Genomic DNA, 21,615 nt, shown 5'->3' with positions numbered 1-21,615 from the left:
ATGCATAAGATGTACGGCTTAACCATATAAAGCATTAACTTTGCCGATCAGTTTATTCAGGTATTCAATAGCCGCAGGCTCATTTATCAGCTGCGTATTAAAATGTACAAAACAGTCGTACCAGGCTTCGATTTCTTTTGGCATTGTGAAGCTTCGCAGCTGGAAATTTTTCTCAAGGATGGGCACGCAATAAGCCGGTACAATCATAATACAGTCCGTTGCGGCGCAAAAAGTTAGCATATTGATAATGCTTCCTGAAACGACCGAGATTTTCCGCGCGTTAAAGTGTTTGAGCGCCGCGCTGGTCTGGGTAATGCCGGTTGTATAATAATCCACCATCACCGACCAGACGGCATGCTGGTTGTTGTACCAGTCATCAAGGGTAAAGGCCGTACCGGCATGACGGTTATTCGCGCCCGCGACAATCGCGACTTTGGAAGTGAATAACTTTGTTTTTCCTATCATTGCATCGGCTGGCAGCTTCGAACCAATATCAATATCTATTTCCCCCTCGCGCAGGATCCTCACTCTTTCCGCTACGCTTTCGACATACGGACGAAAAACATGGCGCCAGGGCGAGGGCTCGTCATCGGCCAGCGAATCGGTGGAGGCCAGCATCAGCTCAAGCAGGGACCAGGTATTGAACGTTAACGCATCGCGCTGGTAGCCTGGTTCCGCCTCTCTCTTTTCCGTGAGGCTGGAATTGAATTTTTGATAGCGCAGGCTTAATTCCAGCGCCGTCGAGTCAGGCTTCATCCCGGTGCGCGTACGAATAAACAGATGGGCACCAGTCTGGAAACGAGCTTTATTTAATGAATAGCTGATTGCGCCTGGTGAAACATTTAATATTTCGGCGGTTTTAGTCACGCTGCCGCAGCTAACGAGGGTACTGATTACTTTCAACAGAGATAAATCAATATTATTATGCATAGTTATATTTTTACACGCTTGTGATGTTTACAATATCTACTCGCTATTTAATAAATAATAACTTGAAAAGTGGGCTGGACGTTTATCAATCTGGCGAATTTACAGGTGAAGCACTCAAGGGATTAAAATGTAACGATCTTCAGTTGAAAAAACAATGATTTGATCGTAAAGCCTCAGCCAGTGGCGGGTTATTACCGGCAAGCGCCGGAGTAACCCTTTGAAATTAAATCCCTTCAGCGGTGAGTTTAAATTGTTTAAATATAAACTTGCTGAATATTGAATTAAGCATTCATGCTGTGTTGCGATAGGTGAGAGGGATTAATATTTCCCGGCTGGTGAATTTAGGCTGACCTTTGTATTAGGTTTTAGCTCTTAATGTCAAAAACAAAAAAAAGAAGCATTTATTTATCTTAGGAATGGTGCTGCTGGCTGGGCATTAGCGTGATTTTTTCCGCTCATAAAGCGGCACGTAAAGGCCAGTTAGCCACGCAGGGGCCCGCTCTTTCATCCTTTTCTGTGGCTTTGCGACATCTCTTATTTTGCTCGGCGCGGCGGTACGCTTTATTATCACAGCCGTCAGGCCCACCGCCGTTAACGAATTTTTAAAAGGACGCTGAAATGCGCAAGATTTTAGCTTTAACCGGCCTTTTCGCCGGCTCGCTGTTGCTGTCTGCCTGTAACGTCATCCCCACGCCGCTGAATACGCCGCCGGACACCGCGCAGAAATTTGTCTGCGGCGGCGAAAAGCTGGCGCTGGATGGCGATTACGCCTGGTATAACGGGCGCCGTTACTCCTATCAGAACATGAGCGGCGGCCAGGCGCTGTACCGCTACCACAGCAGCAATCTTGCCGTGAAAAAAACCGGCAATGAGCGGACGCTGCTTATCGATCTGAGTGCCAAACCCTGTGTTGCAGCCAATTAAATCTAAGAGCCCGACGATGAGCCACCGCGCGTGAAAAAATTTGTGGCTGTAAAGCCTGGGGCGCTGCTGATTGTGACATTCAGCGGCCTGCTGACGGGCTGCGGTACGCTCTCGAACGTTGCTCCGGAGGTGGAAGTCCCCCAGCTGGCTCAGCGCGCCTGCGGCGATCCGGCACCTCGCGACATCAACGAGTGGCTGCCCAAAATGGTCGATCTCCGCTCTCCGGGCATGTCCGTGGGGGTTATTGATGCCCACAACCAGCGCCACTACTGGCATTTCGGGGTAACAGACGCTGAGCATCAGTATCCGGTGAATCAGGATACGCTGTTCGCCGTCGGCTCGCTTAGTAAAGGCATGACCGCAGAAACCACGGCGGTGCTGGTAGCCCAGGGGCGTCTTCGCTGGTCGGACACGCTGGAAAGGCTGTTGCCGCCGGGGACGCCGCTCAGTGACGATGCAAAGCGGATAACCCTGCTGCAGCTCGTGACCCACACCTCCGGCCTGCCGCGCCAGACCATGGATCTGCCGATGCTGGCCGCTTTCGTTCGCTATCTTGGCAGCGGCGAAAACTTCTATCCGCACCTGGACAGCGATCGCGTGATTGACGATCTGGCGACGTTCTCTAAGCCATCCGGCAGCGAGCCACGCTACTCCAACCTCGGCTACGCGGTGCTGGACTACGTGCTGAAGTACCAGACCGGCCAGCGTGCGGACAAGCTCGCCGACAATCTGCTGTTTAAGCCTCTGGGCCTGCAAAACACCAGCTTCACGCCGCAAACCTTAAAAGCCTATCCGCTGCGGGCAATCGGCCACGCGGGCAGCCAGCCTAAGTTCATTCCCACCGGCCAGGTTGTGCCCGACTGGCAGTTTACCGGCAACATGCTGGGGGCTGGCGGACTGTATACCAGTACCGCCGAGCTGCTGACCTTTGCCGCCGCGCATCTCAACGGCAGCGGCAACGCCGTGCTTGATAAGGCGATGGCCGACAGCCTGCGGGTTTACTATCCGCGCAGGAAAGAGGCGGCGAATATCGCCTGGGTCAGCGACACCTTTGATGAGCAGACCATCACCTACCAGGTTGGCTATATCGGCGGCTACTCGAGCTATATCGGCATCGACCGGAAGCACCATTTTGCCGTCGTCGTCCTGCAGAACAGCTTTACCTGGCAGAACAACCTTGGCCACAGCGTGCTACGCCAGATGTGGCGTGAGCAAAACGCCGTTGCAACCTGCGCCAAAGCTTCTGCGGCCTGATCGATACGAACCGTTTTCCCCTCTGTAAATCAGCTTGCGGTGGATCAAAGTCTGCCGCAAAAACGCCGCCGATCGCCTAAAAAATAACCATACTATAACTAAGTATTACAGGCACACGAAGAGGAGGGAAAAGGTATGGCCATGAGTATGCTCGGGCGCGATCTGCTGCAAAAAATGATCGTCGCGAAAACAGATGTCGCCGCTTATCTCTCTTTGCGGCGGGCAAAAGGCTACATGTCGGTGAGTGAAAGCGAGCGTCTGCGCGACAGCTTGTTTGAGTTATGTAATGTCTATCGCGAAAGCGCTCCGCGCCTTAAGCATGAGCTTGCTGCGGATGAGATGGCGGCTTTAGGACAGGCAAACGCTGCGCTTTCTGCCGCAGCCATTGCGCTGATGACGGGGCGGCACGACTGTCCGCACTATATCGCCATCGATGCGGATAAGCTCGAAAGCTGCCACGACCGTCTGGCGTCCAGCCTCAGCGCTTTGCTAAGCGTGGAGCTGGCCGTTGAGTCGTGACGGGCCAGGCTGGCAACGGGGGAAGGACTCCCCCAACAGCCGTTAAAGGTTATGTAAAAATACCTCTTTCATGAAGTCGGGCGGCTACCCTTATCCTGTTACCGGAAAAGGAGAATGCCATGCCGTCCCGCACCCTCATCGCCACCGCGTTTCTGTTTGCCCCGGTCCTTGCCTGTGCCGCCGGGGTCAACGTTGACGTGCTGCAAAGCAAACTCGATCACCCCTGGTCGCTGGCATTTTTGCCGGACGATAAAGGCATGCTGATTACCCTGCGTGACGGCCAGCTGCGCCGCTGGCAGCCGGAAGAGGGGTTGGGCGACCCTATCGCGGGCGTGCCGAAAGTCTGGGCGCACGGACAGGGCGGGCTGTTTGACGTTGTGCTGGCCCCCGATTTTGCCAATAGCCGCCGGGTATGGCTGAGCTATGCCGAGGCTGGCGCTGACGATAAAGCGGGCACAGCCGTGGGCTACGGCACGCTAAGCCCTAATCTGCAACGTCTTGAAGATTTCAAAGTCGTATTCCGCCAGCAGCCTAAGCTTTCCACCGGCAACCATTTCGGCGGGCGCATGGTGTTTGACGGCAAAGGGCACCTGTTTATCGCGCTCGGGGAAAATAACCAGCGCTCAACGGCGCAGGATCTCGACAAGCTTCAGGGCAAGCTGGTGCGGCTGAACGAAGATGGCACGGTGCCGAAGGATAACCCGTTTGCGGATAAGCAGGGCGCGCGGGCAGAGATTTGGTCATACGGACACCGCAATCCGCAGGGGATGGCCATCAACCCCGCCAACGGCGAGCTGTGGCTGAACGAGCACGGGCCGCGCGGCGGCGACGAAATTAACATCCCGCAGGCGGGTAAAAACTACGGCTGGCCGATCGCCACCTGGGGCATTAACTACAGCGGCATGAAGATCCCGGAGGCGAAAGGAGAAATTGTAGCGGGGACCGAACAGCCGAGCTATTACTGGAAAGTCTCCCCGGCGGTAAGCGGTATGGCGTTCTATAACGCGGACAAATTCCCGCAGTGGAAGGGCAGGCTGTTTATCGGCGCGCTGAAGGACGAAAATCTGATTGAGCTGACGATCAGCGGCGATAAGGTAACGGACCAGCAGCGCCTGCTGGACGACCACAAAGAGCGGATCAGGGATGTACGCGTCGGCCCGGACGGCTATCTTTATGTCCTGACCGACGCCTCTGACGGGCAGCTGCTGAAGCTAAGCCCGAAAAGTTAGCTCAGTGGGATCATGACCGTTTTCTGGAACGCCGGGCGCTGGGTCAGCTGTTGATACCAGCGCAGCAGGTTGACGTGCGGCCCCAGCTGGATATCCAGGTTGAGCAGCCCATAAGCTGACGGGCCGAGGGCGATATCCGCAGGGCCAAACGCTGAGCCGCTCAGCCACGGCTGTTTCGCCAGCTCGGCATCCAGAATGCCAAAGAGCGCGTCGCACTGGGCGATACTTTCTTCAATCAGCTTGTGGTCACGCAGCGCTGGTTCGGTACGCACGAGGCCCATAAAGACCCCGCGAAAAGGGCTGACCAGCGTGCCTGCCGCCCAGTCCATCCATTTTTCACCGTGAGCGCGGGCGGCCGGATCGTCCACCCACAGGGTGTTTTTGCCGTACTGCGCAGCCAGATAGCGAACAATGGTGTTGGACTCCCACAGCGTCAGGTTCGTGGCGTCGTCATGAATGCAGGGCACCAGCGCGTTGGGGTTCATCGCCAGATACTCTGCGTCATGCATTTTACCAAACTTCCCACCCGCCGGAATGGACTGATACTCTTCCCCCAGCTCTTCCAGACACCACAGTACTTTCTTCACGTTGGTCGAATTGTCTCTGCCCCAGACGGTTATCATAAACGCTCCTGTTTAGCGTGGCTGTTTGCGATTAATTGCGATCTTCGTTTAAGAAAACACCATAGCACCTCAACGGACCAGAAAAAAACAGGCGCGACTGCGGCAAGTGCGCAAAATATCGAATAAACTTAACAAACTTTACCAACGCCATGTTTCTTTAAGCGGGTTCGCACGCTAGCTTACTTACAACTTGAAACAATGAGTGCGGCGCGCGTCGTGATTTTTTTTAGAATGGATACTCGGGTGGTTTTATGAAGATTTTGCAAATCCCAGCGTCATTACGAGCAATGCTTGCAGGGACGACCCTTTTATTGCTGGCAGCCCCGGCGGTAGCAGAAGAACAAACGGCGAACGCGCCGCAGGTTGAGGCGCGAGCCTGGATACTGATGGACTACGCCAGCGGCAAGGTGCTGGCGGAAGGTAACGCCGACGAGAAGCTCGATCCGGCCAGCCTGACCAAGCTGATGACCAGCTATGTCGTGGGCCAGGCGCTGAAGGCGGGCAAAATCCACCTGACCGATATGGTCACCATCGGCAAAGACGCCTGGGCGACCGGCAACCCGGTGCTGCGCGGCTCATCGCTGATGTTCCTGAAGCCGGGCGATCTGGTTTCGGTTGAAGACCTGAACAAAGGCGTGATTATCCAGTCGGGTAACGACGCCAGTATTGCCATTGCCGACTACGTGGCGGGCAGCCAGGACTCCTTCGTTAGCCTGATGAACAACTACGCCCAGAAGCTCAACCTCACCAGCACTACCTTCAAAACGGTACACGGTCTTGACGCGCCGGGGCAGTTCAGTACCGCCCGTGACATGGCGCTACTGGGCCGGGCGCTGATCCACGACGTGCCTGAAGAGTACGCCATCCACAAAGAGAAAGAGTTCACCTTCAATAAAATCAAGCAGCCGAACCGCAACCGCCTGCTGTGGAGCTCTAACCTGAACGTGGATGGCATGAAAACCGGCACCACCGCCGGGGCGGGCTACAACCTGGTCTCCTCCGCTACCCAGGGCGATATGCGCCTGATTTCCGTTGTGCTGGGAACGAAAACCGACCGCATTCGTTTTAACGAGAGTGAAAAGCTGCTGACCTGGGGCTTCCGCTTCTTTGAAACTGTCACCCCGATCAAGCCGGATGCCACCTTCGTGACGCAACGAGTCTGGTTTGGTGACAGCAGCGAAGTGAAGCTGGGCGCGGGTGAGGCGGGCTCAGTGACCATCCCGCGTGGGCAGCTGAAGAACCTGAAGGCGAGCTTTACCCTCGATCAGCCCCAGCTGACCGCGCCGCTGAAGAAAGGGCAGGTGGTCGGCAAGATTAACTTCCAGCTCAATAATAAGGTCATAGAGCAGCGTCCGCTGATGGTGATGGAGGCCGTTGAAGAGGGCGGCTTCTTCAGCCGCATGTGGGACTTTGTGCTGATGAAATTCCACGCCTGGTTCGGCAGCTGGTTCTCCTGATCACCACACCAGCCTGACAGCTTCCGCCGCGGCGTACTCCACAAACTCCGCGGCGGGTTTTTCATTGCTGATAATCGTATTGAACGAGGAGAGCGGCCCCATGCAGGCCGGGCGCACCTTGCCGAACTTGCTTCCATCCACCACCAGCACACGCTGCTGTGCCATCGACAGCGCCCAGTGTTTCACGGGCAGCTCATCCAGATTAAAACAGGTTGCCCCGTGGCGCGTATGCAGCCCCGCCGCCGAGAAAAAGGCGACGTCCGGGCAGAGGTTGCTCAGGCACTCCTGAAAATTGATCGGTTTGAAAATCGCGTTGCTGGCGTGGAACTCGCCGCCGCTTAAAATGACCCGGCAGTTGGGCTTGTCCTGGAGCGCCAGAAAGGTGTTCAGGGAATAGCAGACGCCGGTAAACGGCAGATCGTTATCCAGCGCTTCGATGATGTAGGGCGTGGTGGTGCCGCAGTCGAAAAACACGGTCTGATGCGGGCGGATCATGGCGGCGGCCAGCCGCGCGGCCTGACGCTTCTCTTCAACCTGGCGCGTCTTCTGATCGCTTAAAAGATAGTGGCTGACGGACGAGCTGCGCGGTTCGAGTACGACGTAGCCGCCCAGCAGAACGACGGGGCCAGCCTCGCCGTTCAGATCGCGGCGAATAGTCATCTCCGAAACGCCAAGCAGCAGGGCCGCGTCTTTCAGGTGGATTTTATCGCTGCGTTTAAGCGCCTGAATCAGGCGGGTGATGCGTTCGTCGCGCCGGGTTTCCATAATGCCTCTGAACAGTAAAAACCCGGCGCTGCCGGGTTTTTAAAAGCTAGGGCGGATAAGCCTGCGCTACCCGCCGTTCGTGTCAGAGCAGATATTACCTGCCGATTGCCGCTTAGTCACGTATCCAGCCCTTGCGGATAAACAGCGCGAAGCAGAAGCGGTGCAGCTGATGCAGGCGGCGGTAGATGTTCGCGCCCCACTGGTTCCAGATCATTTGCGACCACAGGCACGAGCACAGCCCGACCAGCAGCCCGCCGAGCATGTCCATCGGCCAGTGGACGCCCAGATAAACCCGCGACCAGGCGATGGCGCAGGCAATGGCAAAGAGCACCACGCCCGACCACAGCCGGTGCCAGAGCAGGAAGGCGAGGGCGAAGGTGAAGATCACCGTGCCGTGGTCGCTTGGGTAGGAGTCGTCCGCCGCATGGTGCAGGAAGTTATAGCCAATCCCCTCTACGAAGGGACGGTCGTGCGGGAAAATATGGCCGATTATCCAGGAGAGCGACACGCTGATAATGATAGCCATCGAGGTTTTGATGACCACCTCGCGCTGGGCGGCGATCTGTTTGCGCTGGCCCCACAGCCAGAGAATAGCAATCAGCAGCGGGACGATATTAATCAGATCTTTGGCGATGAAAATCGCCAGCTTAATCGTCCACTCCGGCGAATCTGGGGTGGCGTTAATCAGTAAAAAGAGCGTCTGATTGAGTTGTTCCATCATAGCGATTGTGGTTCCTTAACCAGCAGAGTGGAGACGATGCCGTACACCACAATCTGCGTTAGCCATACCCACCAACCTGCCCACAGGTTGTGGCTGAAAAAGTGTGCCCCGCGCATGACCTGGCCATAGCCCATTATCAGCCCGAGGGCGGCACCGCCTGCGAAGCAGCACCAGGCAAGCGTCGGACGCTCGCGGTAAAACAGGAAAAACAGCGCCATCACCGCGAAGCCGCTGGAGGCATGGCCGCCGGGGAAACAGCGTCCTGGCCCGCTGCCGTCCGGCACGTGGCCGAACAGCGGATAAGAGATAGCCTTGCCGCCGTACTCCAGCAGATCCCACGGGCAGGAGTGGTGGCTGGTGGCTTTCAGCACGCCCACCGTCAGTGCGCCAAGCCCGAACAGTACCGCAACGGTGACTAAGCGCGGCTGGCGGCGAATCAGGCCGTAAAACAGGCCGATTACGGCCCCGGCAATGACAATATCTTTCAGCAGCCGGTGGTTAATCAGATCCAGCAGCTGATTTTTCTGCCACGGGAAGCGATGGCTGGCAGCGTCGTACCAGTAGCCGGTCATCAGGCGATCCAGCCCTTCATTGCGCGACAGCCAGGTAAACACCACGGCAAGCAGAAGCAGCCAGCAGAACTGGTAAAGGTAAAAGCGCGGCGGCAGGCGGTAAAGCGGGTTTGTCTTAATTGCCCCAACTTTAGCGGATAGCGGGAGTTTGTCCTGGATCGTCATAGCTGAACTATTTAATGGAAAAGAGCAGCATACGCAGGCGATCTTAAGAAAACCTTAAACGAAATACCCGTTGTGCTATATCCCGCTTTTTCAGCCACAATTTACTATCAGCCGCGCGGGCAATTGATTAAACTGCGCGTGATTTTCGTTTCTTCAGGTCATTATCCTCTCGAGTTACTAATGCAAAATAACAAACGACTGGGTCGCCAGGCGCTGCTTTTCCCGCTGTGCCTGGTGCTCTATGAATTTTCTACCTACATCGGCAACGACATGATCCAGCCCGGCATGCTGGAGGTCGTTAAACAGTACAACGCGGGTATCGAATGGGTTCCTACGTCGATGACGGCCTATCTCGCAGGCGGCATGTTTTTACAGTGGCTGTTAGGGCCGCTGTCGGACCGCATTGGCCGCCGTCCGGTGATGCTGACCGGCGTGGTCTGGTTTATCGTCACCTGCCTTGCCACCCTGCTCGCGCAAAGCATCGAGCAGTTCACCTTCCTGCGCTTCCTGCAGGGGATAAGCCTGTGCTTTATCGGCGCGGTGGGCTACGCGGCTATTCAAGAGTCGTTCGAGGAGGCGGTCTGCATCAAGATAACCGCGCTGATGGCGAACGTGGCGCTGATAGCCCCGCTGCTTGGGCCGCTGGTTGGCGCGGCGTGGGTGCATTACGCGCCCTGGGAAACCATGTTTATTTTGTTCGCCGTGCTGGCAGCCTTTTCGTTCTTTGGCCTGCACCGTGCGATGCCGGAAACCGCCACGCGCCTGGGCGAGAAGCTCTCCCTCAAAGACCTTGGGCATGACTACAAGCTGGTCCTGAAAAACGTCCGCTTTGTCGCCGGATCGCTGGCTATCGGCTTTGTCAGCCTGCCGCTGCTGGCGTGGATTGCCCAGTCGCCGGTAATTATCATCAGCGGTGAAAAGCTCAGCACCTACGAATACGGCCTGCTGCAGGTGCCAATCTTCGGCGCGCTGATTCTGGGGAACCTGGTGCTGGCGCGCTTAACGTCCCGGCGCAGCGTGCGCTCGCTGATTATCATGGGCGGCTGGTGGATTGTGCCTGGCCTGATTGTGGCGGCGGCAGCTACCGTCGTCTCCAGCCATGCTTATCTGTGGATGACCGCAGGGCTTAGCCTGTACGCTTACGGGATTGGCCTTGCCAACGCGGGCCTGGTGCGCCTGACGCTGTTTGCCAGCCCGATGAGCAAAGGCACGGTGTCGGCGGCGATGGGCATGCTGCAAATGCTGATCTTTACGGTTGGGATTGAAGTCAGCAAGCACGCCTATCTCCACGGCGGCAGCGGGCTGTTCAGCCTGTTTAATCTGCTGGGCGGCGTGCTGTGGCTGGGGCTGATGGTGGTGTTTCTGAAGGATAAGAGCGTGGGGAACCGGACGGATGCATAAACCCGGCGGATGGCGCTGACGCCTGTCCCCCTACAACCGCTATGCTCATTGCTAAAAAAATACCCCGGCTTGCCGGGGTATTTTGTTTTTACTTAACGGCCATTCCAGGCTGAGCGCCGCTGTCCGGGCTCAGCAGGAAGATATCCTTCCCGCCAGGGCCTGCGGCCATCACCATGCCTTCGGAGATGCCGAAGCGCATTTTACGCGGCGCCAGGTTGACCACCATCATGGTCAGACGGCCTTCCAGCCTGGACGGGTCAGGGTAGGCAGAGCGGATGCCGGAGAAGACGTTACGCTTCTCGCCGCCGATTTCCAGCGTCAGGCGCAGCAGCTTGTCGGAGCCCTCCACGAATTCGGCTTTCTCGATCAGCGCAATACGCAGATCAACTTTTGCGAAGTCATCGAAAGTGATGGTTTCAGCAATCGGATCGTCCGCCAGCGGGCCGGTGGCCGGGGCCGCTGCCGCCTTCACTTCTTCCTTCGATGCTTCAACCAGCGCCTCAACCTGCTTCATCTCGATGCGGTTGTAGAGCGCCTTAAAGTTGTTCACCCTGTGGCTGAGCAGCGGGGTATTGATGCTGTCCCAGCTCAGCTCGCAGTTCAGGAACGCTTCAGCACGTTCCGCAAGCGTTGGCAGGACTGGTTTCAGCCAGGTCATCAGCACGCGGAACATGTTGATGCCCATGGTGCAGATGCTTTGCAGATCGGCGTCACGACCTTCCTGCTTAGCGACAACCCACGGCGCCTGTTCGTCGACGTAGCGGTTTGCCACATCGGCAAGCGCCATGATTTCACGCACCGCACGGCCAAACTCGCGGCTTTCCCACGCTTCGCCAATGCTTTGCGCCGCATCGGTGAAAGTTTTGTACAGCGCCGGGTCGGCAATCTCAGCGGACAGCTCGCCGTCGAAACGTTTGGCGATAAAGCCCGCATTGCGGGACGCCAGGTTAACGACTTTGTTGACGATATCGCTGTTCACGCGCTGCACGAAATCTTCCAGATTCAGGTCGATATCGTCGATGCGGGAAGAGAGCTTCGCGGTGTAGTAGTAGCGCAGGCTGTCGGCGTCAAAATGGTTCAGCCAGGTGCTGGCCTTAATAAAGGTGCCGCGGGACTTGGACATCTTCGCGCCGTTTACCGTCACGTAGCCGTGCACGAACAGGTTGGTCGGCTTGCGGAAACCGCTGCCTTCCAGCATCGCCGGCCAGAACAGGCTGTGGAAGTAAACGATATCTTTACCGATGAAGTGATACAGCTCGGTGGTGGAGTCTTTTTTCCAGTACTCGTCAAAGTCCAGGTCGTCGCGCTTGTCGCACAGGTTCTTGAAGGAGCCCATGTAGCCGATTGGCGCGTCCAGCCAGACGTAGAAGTATTTGCCCGGCGCGTCCGGGATTTCAAAGCCGAAGTAAGGCGCATCGCGGGAGATATCCCACTGCTGCAGGCCAGACTCGAACCACTCCTGCATCTTGTTGGCGACCTGCTCCTGCAACGCGCCGGAGCGGGTCCAGGCCTGCAGCATTTCGCTGAACGACGGCAGGTCGAAGAAGAAGTGCTCGGAATCGCGCATTTCTGGCGTAGCGCCGGAGACCACTGATTTAGGCTCGATAAGCTCGGTTGGGCTGTAGGTCGCGCCACAAACTTCGCAGTTATCGCCGTACTGATCCGGTGATTTACACTTCGGGCAGGTGCCTTTCACGAAGCGGTCCGGCAGGAACATGCCTTTTTCCGGATCGTAAAGCTGCGAAATGATGCGGTTTTTAATAAAACCGTTCTCTTTCAGGCGGCCATACATCAGCGACGCCAGCTCGCGGTTTTCATCGCTGTGTGTGGAGTGATAGTTGTCATAGCTGATGTTAAAGCCGGCGAAGTCCGTCTGATGTTCCTGGCTCATTTCGCCAATCATCTGCTCCGGGGTAATGCCTAACTGCTGGGCTTTCAGCATGATAGGGGTACCGTGGGCGTCGTCCGCACAGATGAAGTTGACCGTGTTGCCGCGCATTCGTTGGTAACGGACCCAGACGTCAGCCTGAATGTGCTCGAGCATGTGACCGAGGTGGATTGAGCCGTTAGCGTACGGGAGTGCGCACGTTACCAATAATTTTTTCGCGACATGAGCCATAGTAGGAATTGCATCTTCTAGAGAGAAAAGGGCTTTGATGTTAACCGAAAGCCCGCCCCGGGGTAAACCACACAAGGTGCACAAGGAAATTTTATCGCCCCAGGCGGCATCTGGTATGCTTAACAAACTGCAATTGTCGATAAAAAACATAAGGAGTCGGGATGAGCTCTCAATCCCAGCCAGGTAAGTCCCCGGAGCAGCTGCGCGCCATGGTTGCCGGAACGCTGGCCAATTTTCAACACCCAACCCTGAAGCACAACCTCACCGCGCTCAAAGCGCTACACCACGTCGCGATGCTTGACGACACGCTGCACGTTGAGCTGCTGATGCCGTTCGTCTGGCGCAGCGGCTTCGAAGCGCTACAGGAGCAGTGCAGTTCGGATCTGCTGCGCATCACCGGTGCGAAAGCGGTGGACTGGAAGCTCAGCCACAACATCGCCACCTTAAAGCGCGTCAAAAATCATCCGGGCATCAGCGGTGTGAAGAACATTATTGCCATCAGCTCCGGCAAGGGCGGCGTCGGCAAATCCAGCACGGCGGTTAACCTCGCTCTGGCGCTGGCCGCAGAAGGGGCGAAGGTCGGCATTCTGGATGCGGATATTTATGGTCCATCGATCCCGACCATGCTGGGCGCGGAGCACGAGCGTCCAACCTCGCCGGACGGCACGCACATGACGCCGATAACTGCACACGGGCTTGCCACTAACTCTATCGGTTATCTGGTGACAGACGAAAACGCCATGGTCTGGCGCGGCCCGATGGCCAGCAAGGCGCTGATGCAGATGCTGCAGGAAACCATGTGGCCGGATCTGGATTATCTGGTGCTGGATATGCCGCCGGGCACCGGCGACATCCAGCTGACGCTTGCGCAAAACATTCCTGTTACCGGTGCCGTGGTCGTTACCACGCCGCAGGACATTGCGCTTATCGACGCCCGTAAAGGCATCGTGATGTTTGAGAAGGTGGACGTGCCGGTGCTGGGTATCGTCGAGAACATGAGCATGCACATTTGCAGCAGCTGCGGACACCACGAGGCTATTTTCGGCACCGGCGGCGCACAGAAGCTGGCGGAGCAGTATCACACTTCGCTGCTGGGCCAGATGCCGCTGCACATCACGCTGCGTGAAGATCTGGATGCGGGTACGCCAACCGTGGTCAGCCGCCCTGACAGCGAATTCACCGCGATATACCGCGAACTGGCAGGCCGCGTAGCGGCGCAGCTCTACTGGCAGGGTGAAGTTATCCCAGCCGATATCGCTTTCCGGGCCGTTTAAATGTTGTAGCGGGTGAGTAACCTTACCCGCTCTAAACACGCCCGGGCCTGGTAGGGTGGAAAAGCGAGAGCGTCTTCCACCATTAAGGGATATATAACGACGTAGTTTTTGTTACAACGCCCATGCTTCCCGATATACTGCCCGCTTTTCGAGATCCTGAACGAGAGATTTTCCACCATGATGAACAACGACGTATTACGCAGCGTGCGCTACATGCTGAACCTGAACAATGACGACATGGTGAAAATTTTCGCCCTGACGGATACCACGGTCACCGCCGAGCAAATCGTGACCTGGACCAAGAAGGAAGAAGAAGAGAACTTCAAGCTCTGCCCGGATATTCTGATGGCTAACTTCTTAAACGGCCTGATCTATTTCCGCCGCGGTAAAGACGAAAGCCGCCCGGCGCCAAAGCTTGAGCGCAAGATGACCAATAACATCATCCTGAAAAAGCTGCGTATTGCCTTCGACCTGAAAAGCGACGACGTGCTGGAAATTCTGACCTCGCAGGAATTCCGCATCTCCATGCCGGAAATTACCGCGATGATGCGTGCGCCTGAGCACAAAAACTTCCGCGAGTGCGGCGACCAGTTCCTGCGCTACTTCCTGCGTGGTTTGACCGCACGAGTTCAGCCTAAGAAATAGTTGGCTGGTTTTGGTGGATGACGCTTTCGCTTATCCACCTACAACGGCAGCTGACAACTATTCTTAACCCCGCGCTTCGTTCTTCCGTTTTACAATATCCGCCATGACCGCCAGCGCAATCTCCGCTGGCGTTTTGCTGCCAAGCTTCAGGCCGATGGGCGCCTGAATCCGCTTTAATTCTTCGCTGTTTAACTCCGCAATATTCTGCAGCCGCTCCAGCCGTTTTGCGCTGTTCTTCTGCGACCCCATCACGCCGATATAAAACGCGGGCGTGTTTACCGCCTCCATCATGGTCAGATCGTCCATGCGTGGATCGTGGGTGAGGGCCACAATGGCGGTGTTGGCATGGCAGTTCTGCTGCTCCAGATAGTTGGCCGGAAACTGTTTCAGCAGCGTAATGCCCGGCTTAAGCTGCCCGATAAAGTTTTCCAGCGCCTCCGGGCGGTTTTCGCAGACCACGACCTCAAACCCCAGCGACTGGGCGAAGTCCGCGCAGTAGAGCGCCACGCTCGACAGGCCAGCGATAAGCAACCGTGGCGCGGCGGCAACGTGAAGGGTGATCTCCTTTTCGTTAATCTCCACCTGAGTGACGTCCGCAAAATCAGTCACTTCCAGATGCCTGCATGGCTGCCCAACCTCGAGGCGCTTTTGCAGGGCGAAATGGCCGTTTAGCGCTTCCAGCATTTTTGCCACATAAGTGGCGCTGGCCTCCCCGGCGGGTAAATACTCCACCAGAATATCCAGCACGCCGCCGCAGGGCAGCGCGATGCCGGGCGTCAGGCCGCCTTCACCGTAACGAACAATCTGGCTGGCGGCGCGGTATTCGCCAGCGCCGATGCGCTGTAAAAAATCGTCCTCAACGCAGCCGCCGGACAGCGATCCGCAGAAACGGCCGTCCGCCGTTGCCGCCATCAGCGCGCCGGGCGAGCGCGGGGAGGAACCGTAGGTTCTGAGCACGGTACACAGCCAGACCGGCTGCTGTTCCAGCCAGCTAAGGGACTGGTTGAGCACGCTAATATCAAGATGTTGCATGGGCATTATTACTCGCTGAAGGCAGCTGCGACGGGAGATCGATATCCCGCAGAAACTCTGAATCTTTTAATTCTATGAAATATAGCGGCTGGCCGCGCAAAAGTTCACGCGCGCCGTCGTCGCCCGTTAACTGACAAAGTTCTTTACGCCAGACGGAAGAGAAGCCAACCGGGTGGCCGGGCTGGTTGTCTGCGCGGGGCCGTACCAGAGCGTGTTGCCCTAGCGCATCGGCTATCCGTATGAAAACGGCAGGGGGGACAAACGGCATATCGGCAAGATGTATCAGCCAGCCGTGCCAGCTAGCCGTCGCCGCAACGCCTGCGGCAATGGATTCACCCAGTCCTTCGCTCGTGATAAGGGTAAAGGGGATGCGCTGAGCGGAGCAGATCTGCTGAACGTGAAGGTTGTCCGGACGAGTCACCACGTGCACCGCAAGACCGCTGGCGCAGGCGTTTCGCAGCGTCTGTTCAAACACGCTGCCGTTTGCCAGCGCGGCGCCGAGCTTATGTCCGGTTCCGCCCGCCAGGCTAAAGCGCGTGCCCAGGCCCGCAGCGGCAATAATAATGCCGGGCTTCATGAGGATTTTCCCCCTCTCGGTGGTGAACAATTTTGTTTTTTTTATGAAAATGAGATGTTAATTCTCACATGGTTTCACTTAAAAGCATATACTTATAATCACTACGGAGATGCATTTTTAATCACCCTTCGGCAGCGAATAAAAAACAATAATAGTTTTAAAGGGAAGCTTTATGAGCAAGTTCAATCCATCGCGGCGTCGGTTTATTACCGGCGCGGTGGTCGCGGGCGTTTCTGTCTATCTGGCCCCGCTCTACAGCCGCGCATACGCCGCGCTATTCGAAGAAAAAATCCTTCTCGCGCCCAACTGGGACGCGGAGAAAAAACGCATTCGTTTCAGAATCGATGGCCGTTCAAAAGTCATGGGGCATAAGGTCTTTGCCCGTGATATTCGCGCCGTCGACATGCCGCACTGGCCGCAGAAACAGGCCCACGCCTTTATTATCCGCACCACCAAAGCCGATCGCCTGTTTACGGGTATCGATCTCTCTTTGCTGGGCGACGATCTGCAGCCGGACCGCGTAGTTACCGCAGAAGATCTGGCGCGCGATGGCCTTGCTTTCCCGGCTTTTTATGGCGACGACATGCTGCTGCCGTCGGGCAAAACGCCAGCCTATCTGGGCCAGGCCGTAGCAATCCTTATTTACCACGATTTTGCCCGCTTCCGCTTTGCCAAAGACAAGATCAAATTCAAAGAAGGCGTCGTGAAATACGGCGCAGAAACAGGCGTGCTTGAGCGTGACCCGTGGGGCACCTTCCGCTTTGTTCGCGTGGGCGGCGCAACCTCCCAGGATGACGACCAGTTCTCCAGCCTGAAAGATATGCCGATCTTCCCGGTGGCGATGAAAAAGCACCTGCCGGTCTGGCCTGAAGGGCGCGAAGGCGGCAAGCTGGACGAAGAGGGCATGCACTTCGCCGCGACGATTGCCGATGAGCTGAAAAGCCCGCCGGACGACTGGCTGGTGCTCTCCCGTCGCTACACCACGCAGTCCATTGATACCGCAGCGCTGGAGCCGGATAACGCCAACGGCTGGTTCGACGAAGCTACGCAGACGCTGCATCTGGTGGTGCCAACCCAGTCACCGCAGGAAGTGGCGGACGAGCTGCCGCGTATGCTGGCAAAGCGTACCCAGCCGGTGAAACAGCTAATCCTGCACCCCTGCTATACCGTGGGCTACGGCTCGAAAGATCACTACAACTTCCCTTATTACGGCGCGGTAGCGGCGATGTACGGCGACGGCCACCCCGTGCGGCTGGCGAACGACCGCTACGAGCAGTTCCAGACCTCCATCAAGCGCCACGCGTTCGATATGGACTACACCATCGGGGTGAATAAAAGCACCGGCATGATGCAGTCCTTCTTCGGCTCGATGATCGCCAACGGCGGCGGGCGCAGCAACTTTACGCCATCCGTAGCGATGGTGGGGGCAACCGCCGCGCAGTCCATTTATTACTTCCCGAAAAGCGATCTCTCTGCGGTTGGCATCGCTTCCCGCGCGATTGACGCCGGTTCGGCACGCGGCTACGGCACGCTGCAAAGCATGGCCGCCACCGAGATGATGGTGGACGAAATTGCCGCCGAGCTGAAGCTCGATCCTATCGAGTTCCGCATGCGCAACGCGCTGAAGTCCGGAATGAAAAATACCCAGGGGGCAATCCCGGCGGGCGCAATTCGCGTGGACGAAGTGCTGGCGAAAGCGGCGAAGCATGAAATCTGGATCGATCGCGCAAAGCGTAAAGCGGAATTCGAAAGCAAAAACCCAGGCAAGCTTTACGGCGTGGGCTTCGGCTGCGTGCAGAAAGACTTCGGTACGGGCGCGGAAACCTCCTTTGCCCGCGTAGAGTTCAGCGAGGACGGACGCATCACCCTGTACCACAGCGGCGCGGAAATGGGCACCGGGATGTCCACCTCCCAGTCCGTGCTTTGCGCCCAGTGGCTGGGTAAACCTGCCGATCAATCGCATTTCTCCGTGACCGACTGGTCCATGCTGCCGGTCGTCACCAGCGGCGATCCGTACATCATGTCCCAGGAAGAGCAGGACAAGCTGGCCGCTAATCCGGCCTGGTCACCGTCTTACTGTTCACCGTCAAGCGCGAGCAACTCTGCTTTCTATTTCTCCCACAGCACGCGTGAAGCGGCGCGTCTGGTGTTTGAACACGGCCTGTGGCCTGCGGCAATGGCCATCTGGACCACGGGCATCGGCGGCGGCCAGGCGGCTCCGCTGGTCGTGCGTATTGAGGATGCCCGTTGGGTTGAAGGCGGCCTGACCTGCGCGGGGATGGAAATCCTCAGCTTTGAGCGTCTGGCGAAAAAGGCCTACGAGCTGGGCCTGCTGACCGGCGCGGTTGTTCACGTCTTTAACCGCTGGCAGTGGGCGGAAGCGGATTTCACCATCGCCAGCCAGAGCCGCCGCCTGCCGGTCGACGCACTTTCCGTGCGCACGGGGAATGGCGAGTTTGCCGCGATCAATCGTGAACACGTTTACTACCCGCCAACGCAGCGTAACAACGCGTCGGTAACTTATTACAGTGCGGTCGGCACGCTGGTGGAAATTGCCGTGGGCCGTGCTGACGGCAAAGTCGACGTGCTTAACCACCACTCGATTATGGAGTGCGGCAACCTGATTGTGCCGGAGCTGGTTTCCGGGCAGCTGCAGGGCGGCCTGGCCATGGGGATCGGCCACGCTTTACACGAATATCTCCCGCTGTATGAAGACGGGCCGGGTGACGGGACGTGGAACTTCAACCGTTATCACCTGCCGCGCGCAGCCGACGTTGCGGTCTGGCAGCAGACCGGCGACATCATGCCTGCGCTTTCGGAAACCGATCCGCCAAAAGGCATGGCTGAAGTCGTTATGATCCCGGTTGTCGCCGCGCTGGTTAACGCCATCGCCGACGCCACCGGCCACCGTTTCCGTGATTTGCCCGTCCGTGCTGAAAATATTCGTGAGGTATTACCATGAGCATCAAAACCAGGCCGCTAACCCTGACCCTGAACAACAAACAGTACGGCCCGGTGGACGTGCCGGAAGGGCTGATGATGATCGACTTCCTGCACGAATACGTTCACATGACGGGATCCCGTCTGGGCTGCGGGCAGGGCATCTGTCACGCCTGCGTGGCGATTGTCGATAACCCAAGCGGCACCAGCGAAGAAGTACGCACCTGTATCACAGGCGCGCATTTCTTCAACGGTAAAAAAGTGCGTACCGTTGAAGGTATCGCGAAAGTGGACGAGCAGGGCGAAGTCGTTGAACTGTCCGCCATCCAGCAGGCGTTTCTTGACCACTACAGCTTCCAGTGCGGCTACTGCACGCCGGGCTTTGTGAATGCGGCAACCATCTTTGTTGAACAGCTTAAGCGCCAGCCGATCGCCCGCGAAGATCTGGAAGGGGCTATCTCCAAGGCGCTGGAAAATCACATCTGCCGCTGTACGGGCTATGTGCGCTACTACGAAGCGGTGCGCGACGTGGTGCTGAAAACGCCGGGGCTGCTGAAGGAGACGGTGAAATGAAAAAGCGTCTCGCGCTAATCGTGCTGGCGATAATCATTATTATCGTCGCCGTGCTCTACTGGCGGGAATACCGCACCTGGGATGGCCCGGTGCAGAAGGTCACCGCCAGCAAAGAGCAAATTGAACGCGGTAAGTATCTGACCAAAGCAGCGGACTGCGCGGCCTGCCACACGGCATCCGGCGGCGCGCCGCTGGCGGGAGGCTATCCGTTAGAGTCCCCTTACGGCACGATTTACGGCAGCAACATCACGCCATCGGCAGACTACGGCATTGGCCGCTGGACGAAAGACGACTTCTACAAAGCGCTGACCGACGGCGTTGCGCCGGGGGGACGCCATCTGTTCCCGGCGATGCCTTACACCTCCTACAAGGGTATTTCGCGGCAGGATTCAGATGATATGTACGCGTATCTGATGACGCGCCCGGCGGTGGACGTAGCCATTCCTGATAACGACATGGCCTTCCCGTTCAACCAGCGCGTCGCGCTGATTGGCTGGAATATTCTGTTCCACAGCAAAGATCCGCTGCCGGCGATTTCAGAAGGTGATTCCGCCGACTGGCACCGTGGCCGCTATCTGGCGGACGTGCTGGGCCACTGCGGCGAATGCCATACCGAGCGCGGGCTGCTGGGCCAGATGAAGCTGGATAAAGCGATGCAGGGCGGGCCGCTGGGCCGCTTTATGGCGCCGGATATCACGCCGAAAGCGATGGCGCAGCGCGGCTGGACGCAGGGCGACGTGAAGCAGTTCCTGGCGACGGGCATTGCGCCTCAGGGCAGCGCGTTCAGCGAAATGCATATGGTGGTGGATCTCAGCACGCAGCATCTGACGAAAGAAGATAGTCAGGCGATGGCGACCTACCTGACGGGCGAGAAGCCACCGGCAGCGGTTGCGGCGAAGCTCGGCCAGGGTAATGACGCAGGGCGCATGACGTATCTGGATCAGTGCGCGGGATGCCACGCCCGTGAAGGCGAGGGTAAACCGCACGTCGCGGTGCCGATGCTGAACAACGCCACGCTGCGCCAGCCGGATGCGAAAAACCTGATCGTGTCGGTGATGGACGGCCTGGCTGCGCAGAACTTCCCGAACGGCGAAAGCATGCAGAGCATGCCGGGCTTCGGCGATCGCCTGAACGACGAGCAGATTGCCGAGCTGGTGAACTATCTGCGGGTGACCTGGGGTGGCTTACCGGGGGATGTGACCGCCGAGCAGGTGAAGGCTTTGCGCCCTGAGAAGTAACTAAAACCGGCGGATGACGCTACGCTTATCCGCCCTACGACTGAAACTGGTGGCTGACGCTACGCTTATTTTCCCGACACTGAACAAACGTAGGGTGGATAAGCGAAGCGTCATCCACCTTATTTTTTTACTGGCAGGCCTTCATTTCAGCGTTGGTCAAATCCGCACGAGAACAGTCCAGATCGCGGCCCGAAGGGCCTTTCACCGCCTGCTGATCTTCGGGCAGGATTTCACCGTGGGCACGGTTTTTACCCGTCCAGCTTACGGACGCGTTACCGTCCGGCATTACCGCGATAGACAGCACCACGCCCTGACCGCGAGCCTCATAGAAGTTATCGTTCACTTTCTTCAGCTTCAGCTCTTTGCCGTTCAGGTAGACCGGCCCGTTCTGGTCGATATGCACATCACCCGGCGCGCCTTTGCCGTTGAACAGCGGCAGCGCCGCGCTGGCCGAAAAAGCCACAAAGCCCAGAACCAGCGCCATCGTTTTCAGTTTGCTCATCATTAACTCTCTTATTTTAAAATTCTCATTACTCACGTCAGGTGAATATATGAAATGGAATATTTGTCCGGCGAGATAATGCGGCTGGCCGGGGCGAGCCACGTTGACATAAATCAAACTGGTGAATGTGTTTTGCGGTAAATATTCTTAATAAA

20 protein-coding genes are annotated in these 21,615 nt (G+C 57.2%); 11 read left to right on the top strand and 9 right to left on the bottom strand.

The window, feature by feature from the left end; all coding sequences use genetic code 11:
• Positions 1-18: 18 nt before the first annotated feature.
• The gene (locus AAE045_RS12200; protein WP_455547954.1) at positions 19-930 is read right to left on the bottom strand and encodes a LysR family transcriptional regulator; all 912 of its coding nucleotides are present in this window, start codon (positions 928-930) and stop codon (positions 19-21) included.
• A gap of 618 nt (positions 931-1,548) precedes the next feature.
• Here AAE045_RS12200 and AAE045_RS12195 point away from each other — a divergent pair.
• The 4 genes from AAE045_RS12195 to AAE045_RS12180 all read left to right on the top strand — a co-directional run bounded on the left by AAE045_RS12195 (position 1,549) and on the right by AAE045_RS12180 (position 4,856).
• On the top strand, positions 1,549-1,854 hold the full coding sequence (locus AAE045_RS12195) for a hypothetical protein (RefSeq protein WP_455547953.1): 306 nt from the start codon (positions 1,549-1,551) through the stop codon (positions 1,852-1,854).
• Positions 1,855-1,896: 42 nt separating this feature from the next.
• Complete coding sequence (locus tag AAE045_RS12190) at positions 1,897-3,108, top strand: serine hydrolase domain-containing protein (protein ID WP_455547952.1); 1,212 nt, start codon at positions 1,897-1,899, stop codon at positions 3,106-3,108.
• 135 nt (positions 3,109-3,243) lie between these two features.
• Positions 3,244-3,627 carry a biofilm formation regulator BssR gene (locus AAE045_RS12185; protein WP_455547951.1) on the top strand — a complete coding sequence of 128 codons (384 nt, stop codon included), beginning with the start codon at positions 3,244-3,246 and terminating at the stop codon, positions 3,625-3,627.
• Positions 3,628-3,746: 119 nt separating this feature from the next.
• Positions 3,747-4,856, top strand: coding sequence for a PQQ-dependent sugar dehydrogenase (locus tag AAE045_RS12180; protein ID WP_455547950.1), 1,110 nt, complete (start codon positions 3,747-3,749; stop codon positions 4,854-4,856).
• On the opposite strand, the gene AAE045_RS12175 is transcribed toward AAE045_RS12180, so the two are convergent.
• On the bottom strand, positions 4,853-5,479 hold the full coding sequence (locus AAE045_RS12175) for a glutathione S-transferase family protein (RefSeq protein ID WP_455547949.1): 627 nt from the start codon (positions 5,477-5,479) through the stop codon (positions 4,853-4,855). The two genes, AAE045_RS12180 and AAE045_RS12175, sit on opposite strands and share 4 nt — an antisense overlap.
• Before the next feature lie 287 nt (positions 5,480-5,766).
• Between AAE045_RS12175 and dacC the strand changes: the two genes are divergently transcribed.
• Positions 5,767-6,936: a serine-type D-Ala-D-Ala carboxypeptidase gene (dacC, locus tag AAE045_RS12170; RefSeq protein WP_455548064.1), complete on the top strand. Its 1,170-nt coding sequence runs from the start codon at positions 5,767-5,769 to the stop codon at positions 6,934-6,936.
• On the opposite strand, the gene deoR is transcribed toward dacC, so the two are convergent.
• The 3 genes from deoR to AAE045_RS12155 form a co-directional block, all read right to left on the bottom strand.
• Positions 6,937-7,701, bottom strand: coding sequence for a DNA-binding transcriptional repressor DeoR (deoR, locus tag AAE045_RS12165; protein ID WP_455547948.1), 765 nt, complete (start codon positions 7,699-7,701; stop codon positions 6,937-6,939).
• A gap of 112 nt (positions 7,702-7,813) precedes the next feature.
• Positions 7,814-8,422 (bottom strand): undecaprenyl-diphosphate phosphatase, encoded by a 609-nt coding sequence (ybjG, locus tag AAE045_RS12160; protein WP_455547947.1) that lies wholly within the window; start codon positions 8,420-8,422, stop codon positions 7,814-7,816.
• A complete protein-coding gene (locus AAE045_RS12155) occupies positions 8,419-9,159 on the bottom strand; it encodes a phosphatase PAP2 family protein (protein WP_455547946.1) in 741 nt (246 codons plus the stop codon). Before AAE045_RS12155 ends, ybjG begins: the two co-directional genes overlap by 4 nt.
• A 180-nt stretch (positions 9,160-9,339) precedes the next feature.
• Between AAE045_RS12155 and AAE045_RS12150 the strand changes: the two genes are divergently transcribed.
• Positions 9,340-10,560: an MdfA family multidrug efflux MFS transporter gene (locus AAE045_RS12150; protein WP_455547945.1), complete on the top strand. Its 1,221-nt coding sequence runs from the start codon at positions 9,340-9,342 to the stop codon at positions 10,558-10,560.
• An 88-nt stretch (positions 10,561-10,648) separates the two neighbouring features.
• Here AAE045_RS12150 and metG read toward each other — a convergent pair whose 3' ends face one another.
• On the bottom strand, positions 10,649-12,679 hold the full coding sequence (gene metG / locus AAE045_RS12145; RefSeq protein ID WP_455547944.1) for a methionine--tRNA ligase: 2,031 nt from the start codon (positions 12,677-12,679) through the stop codon (positions 10,649-10,651).
• A 161-nt stretch (positions 12,680-12,840) separates the two neighbouring features.
• Between metG and apbC the strand changes: the two genes are divergently transcribed.
• Positions 12,841-13,953 (top strand): iron-sulfur cluster carrier protein ApbC, encoded by a 1,113-nt coding sequence (gene apbC / locus AAE045_RS12140; RefSeq protein ID WP_455547943.1) that lies wholly within the window; start codon positions 12,841-12,843, stop codon positions 13,951-13,953.
• A gap of 177 nt (positions 13,954-14,130) precedes the next feature.
• Positions 14,131-14,598: a YehS family protein gene (locus AAE045_RS12135; RefSeq protein ID WP_202302851.1), complete on the top strand. Its 468-nt coding sequence runs from the start codon at positions 14,131-14,133 to the stop codon at positions 14,596-14,598.
• A 63-nt stretch (positions 14,599-14,661) separates the two neighbouring features.
• On the opposite strand, the gene AAE045_RS12130 is transcribed toward AAE045_RS12135, so the two are convergent.
• Together AAE045_RS12130 and AAE045_RS12125 are read right to left on the bottom strand one after the other, a co-directional pair.
• Positions 14,662-15,630, bottom strand: coding sequence for an XdhC family protein (locus tag AAE045_RS12130; protein ID WP_455547942.1), 969 nt, complete (start codon positions 15,628-15,630; stop codon positions 14,662-14,664).
• A complete protein-coding gene (locus AAE045_RS12125; RefSeq protein WP_455547941.1) occupies positions 15,617-16,207 on the bottom strand; it encodes a nucleotidyltransferase family protein in 591 nt (196 codons plus the stop codon). The genes AAE045_RS12130 and AAE045_RS12125 overlap by 14 nt, the downstream gene beginning before the upstream one ends.
• Positions 16,208-16,379: 172 nt before the next feature.
• Here AAE045_RS12125 and AAE045_RS12120 point away from each other — a divergent pair, with 172 nt between their 5' ends.
• Genes AAE045_RS12120 through AAE045_RS12110 form a run of 3 tightly spaced genes read left to right on the top strand, consistent with a single transcriptional unit; the run spans position 16,380 to position 20,958 of the window.
• Positions 16,380-19,169, top strand: a complete 2,790-nt coding sequence (locus AAE045_RS12120) for a xanthine dehydrogenase family protein molybdopterin-binding subunit (RefSeq protein ID WP_455547940.1) — start codon at positions 16,380-16,382, stop codon at positions 19,167-19,169.
• The gene (locus tag AAE045_RS12115; RefSeq protein ID WP_455547939.1) at positions 19,166-19,720 is read left to right on the top strand and encodes a (2Fe-2S)-binding protein; all 555 of its coding nucleotides are present in this window, start codon (positions 19,166-19,168) and stop codon (positions 19,718-19,720) included. The genes AAE045_RS12120 and AAE045_RS12115 overlap by 4 nt, the downstream gene beginning before the upstream one ends.
• On the top strand, positions 19,717-20,958 hold the full coding sequence (locus AAE045_RS12110) for a c-type cytochrome (RefSeq protein WP_455547938.1): 1,242 nt from the start codon (positions 19,717-19,719) through the stop codon (positions 20,956-20,958). Before AAE045_RS12115 ends, AAE045_RS12110 begins: the two co-directional genes overlap by 4 nt.
• Before the next feature lie 127 nt (positions 20,959-21,085).
• Here the strand turns inward: AAE045_RS12110 and AAE045_RS12105 are convergent, their stop codons facing one another.
• Positions 21,086-21,460, bottom strand: coding sequence for a hypothetical protein (locus AAE045_RS12105; protein ID WP_455547937.1), 375 nt, complete (start codon positions 21,458-21,460; stop codon positions 21,086-21,088).
• Positions 21,461-21,615 lie beyond the last annotated feature (155 nt).

It is taken from the genome of Dryocola clanedunensis (assembly GCF_038405435.1).
GTDB classification, from domain to species: Bacteria; Pseudomonadota; Gammaproteobacteria; order Enterobacterales; family Enterobacteriaceae; genus Dryocola; species Dryocola clanedunensis_A.
This window is presented reverse-complemented; position numbering and strand designations above follow the sequence as displayed.